This window comes from Streptomyces murinus (assembly GCF_002154555.1).
Lineage (GTDB): Bacteria > Actinomycetota > Actinomycetes > Streptomycetales > Streptomycetaceae > Streptomyces > Streptomyces murinus.
The window spans coordinates 1-3685 of the sequence record NZ_MUNF01000968.1; the positions used below are offsets into that span (position 1 = coordinate 1).

Consider the following 3685-nt stretch of genomic DNA (forward strand, 5'->3'; position numbering starts at 1 on the left):
CGGCGCCGAGGAACAACTCCCGTACGTCCTGGGAGCGATGGTCGTCCGGTCCGGCGACGTGGTGCAGCAAGTTCTTGAGCAGGGCGCTGAGTTCGAACCGGGTCAGGGCGAGGGCCGCGCGCTCCGGCCGGCTCGGCTCCATGGCCAGTCTGATGGCGCCGAGGGTCAGATTGCGGTGCACGATCCGGGTGCCGTGCAGCTGGCTGAGGGCGTCCACCAGCAGGCTGAACTGCTCGAACGCCACGACCGGGTATCTGCCGACCCACTCCCGTACATCGGCCCAGTCCTGCTCCGCCAGCGGTCCCCCGACCTTGCGGGTCATGATGAACGCCACGCGGTTCGTCTTGTCGAACCGTCCGTCCACGATCTCCGGCAGCGCGGGATGCCCCAGCATCCGCAGCCGCAGCAGATTCCGGACCTCGTGGTCCCACAACTCGCCCGCGAGATCGTCCACTCCATGGAAGAGCGACACCTCACGGGGCGGCTCCTCGCCGTGCGGGGCGCGCAGCACGAACCGGGTCAGCCATCCGTCGATGACATGCTCGACCGCGCCGTCGAGCTCCCAGCCGCCGCCCTCCGGCGCGTAGACCGCCCGCCCGCCGGTGAAGAGGTCCTTGATCTGGAACTCCACGTCCAGATCCGCCCATGGCTCATCCATCCTGGTCCCCCGTCTCGTCGTCCCTGGGACTGGAGCTCTCGGCCGCGCCGGTGTCCCGCTCCCGGGTCTCCGCCGCCGCCACGGACAGGACGACCACGCCGTCCTTGAAGGCCACCGCGAGCCGCCCGCCGGAGAGCGCCGACAGGCCCAGGACCGGGGAGCCGAGCCGGATGCGGTGGCCGGGGGTGAGGCGCCGGGCGGCCTGCGGACCGGTGGCCCAGAGCTGGATCTCGCCGTCGTCGTCGGCGCTCGCCCACATCCCTCGGTACGACGCCCCGCGCAGCGCCACCAAGCCGCTGATGTCGCCCTGGTGCGCATGCGTCACGGTCTCGGGCCGACGGCCTTCGGTGCCGTCCCATCCCGGGTGGCCGCCCGCCCGGCCCGCTTCCCCGGTCAACTCCCGGCCGTCGTCCGCCCCCAGGACCCGTACGACCCTCTCGGTCCGCCCCGACGTCCGCACCTCATGACACAGCGCCAACGCCTCGGCCCCCTCCTCGGTGACGTACCGGTGCATCCCGATGATCCGGCCGAACGGCACCTCGGCGCCCCGCGCCGCGCCGGTCAGATGCGCCGAGGGGTCCCAGAAGTGGATGGCCGGACCCCGCTCCGCCGCGGCCGCCACCACCCGCCGCCCGTCGGGCCCCGCCAGCACCACGAGGGCACGGACCCCGGCGCCCGCCCCGCCTCCGACCGGTCGACGGGGCTGGTCCACCGTCATGGCCCACAGGCCCCCGGGGTCTCCCCACAGCACCGTCCGGCCGGAGTCCGCTCCCTGCCATCCGGCGAGCGCCGTGGAGCTTCCCGCCCTGGACGCCGGACCCGGGATGTTCCACCGCTCCACCGCCGCATGCCCTTCGGACGACGCGTCCCACCGCCACAACGAACCGTCTTCGCAGGCCACCGCCAGCTCCGCACCGGCCATCGCGGTGAGCGCCGCGAGCGGACGCCGCAGGCTCATGGTGTGCAGCAGCCGCGGCGCCGCCCCGGCCACCTCCCACAGGGTGAGATCCCCGGCCCGCTCGGCCACCGCCAGCCAGGGCTCCCCCTCGGGCCCGGTGACCGACGCAAGGCCGACCACATCGCTGCCGGGCGCGCCCGGCGCGGGTGTCAGCCGCGCGCCTCCCGGTTCCCCGTCCGCGCCGGGGTCCAGGACCGCCACCCGGCCCGTCTCGCCGGCCACCGCGAACCGTCCATCGGGCAGCGCCACCAGCTGCCACACCGGCTCGGGCGCCTCCACGACCCGCTCGCCCGCACAGGCATCGGTCTCGGCGCCGGGGCGCCAGATCCGCAGCGTGCGGTCCTCATGCGCCGATACGACCAGGCCCGGACCCGCCCCGCCCGGCGCAGCGCCGGCCGTCCCCGAGGCGCCGTCGGCCGCCCCCGGCGCGTCGCTCGCCGCCACCGCCGTGACCGGGCTGTCGGACCCGCGTGTCAGCAGGACCGGGGCATGGGTGCGCCAGGGTTCCCACAGGGTCACCGAGCCGTCGCGGGCGCCGCTCACCAGCCATGGCCGGTCGGGGCGCGCGGCGACGGCGGTGACCATCTGCCCCGCGTCGAGCTGGAGATGCGGTGGCGTACGACGCACCGCGCCCCAGCACACCTCCCAGGCCCCGCCGTCCCCGGCCGGGTGCGGCTCACCGCAGGCCCGCAGCCCGCCGAGCTGGCGCAGTCCGGGCCGGTCGGCGGCGGTGGAGCGCTCGATCAGATGCGCCGAGGTGACCGTGCCCAGGATCTCGATGGGCAGGTCGGTCGGGACCGTGCCGCCGCCGCGGCGCCCCGGAGCGAGCGCGAGCCCGCACAGCGCCGCGACCCGAAGCCGGTCCAACACACCTCTGTGCGTTGCAAGTTGCCGCCATCCCGGGGCGCCGCAGTCGGCCGCGTACTCGGCGAGCCGGCTCTCCAGGTGCGGGCTCGGCGGCCGGCCCTCGGCGATCTGGTCGGCGGCCAGTTCCAGCAGGGCGGTGAGCATGGCCAGCCGCTGCTCGGCGGTGACCTCGACGGCCAGCCGCTCGGCATAGGTGCGATGGGCCAGCCGGTAGACACTGCGCCGGTCCTCGCCGTCCAGCAGCACATAGGCGGCGGCCTTGCCCAGGAACTCGGTGAGCGTCCGTTCGTCCGACGCGCGCCCGCCCTGCCCGGCCAGTGCGCTCGCCGCCCGCAGCCAGATCCCGTCCGCACGCGGCAACCCCCGGCCATGACCGAGCGCGAGCGCCCGCAGGAACGGCAGCGCCATCGGCATCTCCGCCGCGATACGCGCCACGGCCGCCCCGAACAGCCCGGAACGGTCCCTGTCCAGCAGCTTCAGGAGCGCCTGCCACGCCTCGGGGTCCGATGACAGGACCCCCGGATTCCCCTCGATCTCCTGCACCAGCAACGCCGCCTGGAGGAACTGCCAGTCCCCCTCCCGCACATGCCGCTCGACGGCCGCCCGCACCGTCTCGACCACCACCGCCGCCCACCCGGGGTCGGCCCCCTGCGGCAGCGCGTCGGCGCTCTCTCCCAGCGCCCTGCGCACCCCGTCGGCGGCGTAGGCACCAGCCGCGACCGGGTCCGGCAGGAGTTCCAGCACCCGCGCCCTGCCGGTGTGCGAGCCGAGCACCGTCGGCAGATCGATCCGGGCGCCCTCGGGATCACCGTCGTCGCCCGGTGCTCTGCGGGTGCCGATGATCAACGAGACCCGGGGGTGTTCCGTCGCCGCCAGGAGCAACTGGGCCGTCGGCACGGGATCCCGCGCCTCGTCGAGCGCGTCGGCGACCACGAGGATCCGCTCGGCCGACTCCGGGGAATCCGCTCCCCACTCCCCTCCGGGCACCCGGCTCACCGCCATCCCTTCGAGCCGGTCGCGGACCTCCGCCACGGTGCTCCCGGTCAGCCGCAGCACGGCCCCGACCCGGGCCCCCGACTCCCGCAGTCGCCGTAGCGCCTGTCCGAGGAACGCGGACTTGCCGACGCCGGGCGCCCCGGGCACGATCAGCACCCGCTCGCGCTCCCGGCCCCGCCCCGGTCCGGGCCCGGGCTCGGCGTCGA

Annotated in this window: 1 protein-coding gene and 1 pseudogene; both read right to left on the reverse strand. The window is 75.4% G+C overall.

The annotated features are described in order from the left end of the window. Positions 1 to 658: hypothetical protein (locus tag CCN72_RS36975; protein WP_143664345.1), on the reverse strand; the 658-nt coding region annotated here is incomplete at its 3' end. Beyond that, positions 651 to 3685: pseudogene (locus CCN72_RS36980) on the reverse strand (hypothetical protein); the annotation flags it as partial. The pseudogene CCN72_RS36980 and the gene CCN72_RS36975, both read right to left, overlap by 8 nt.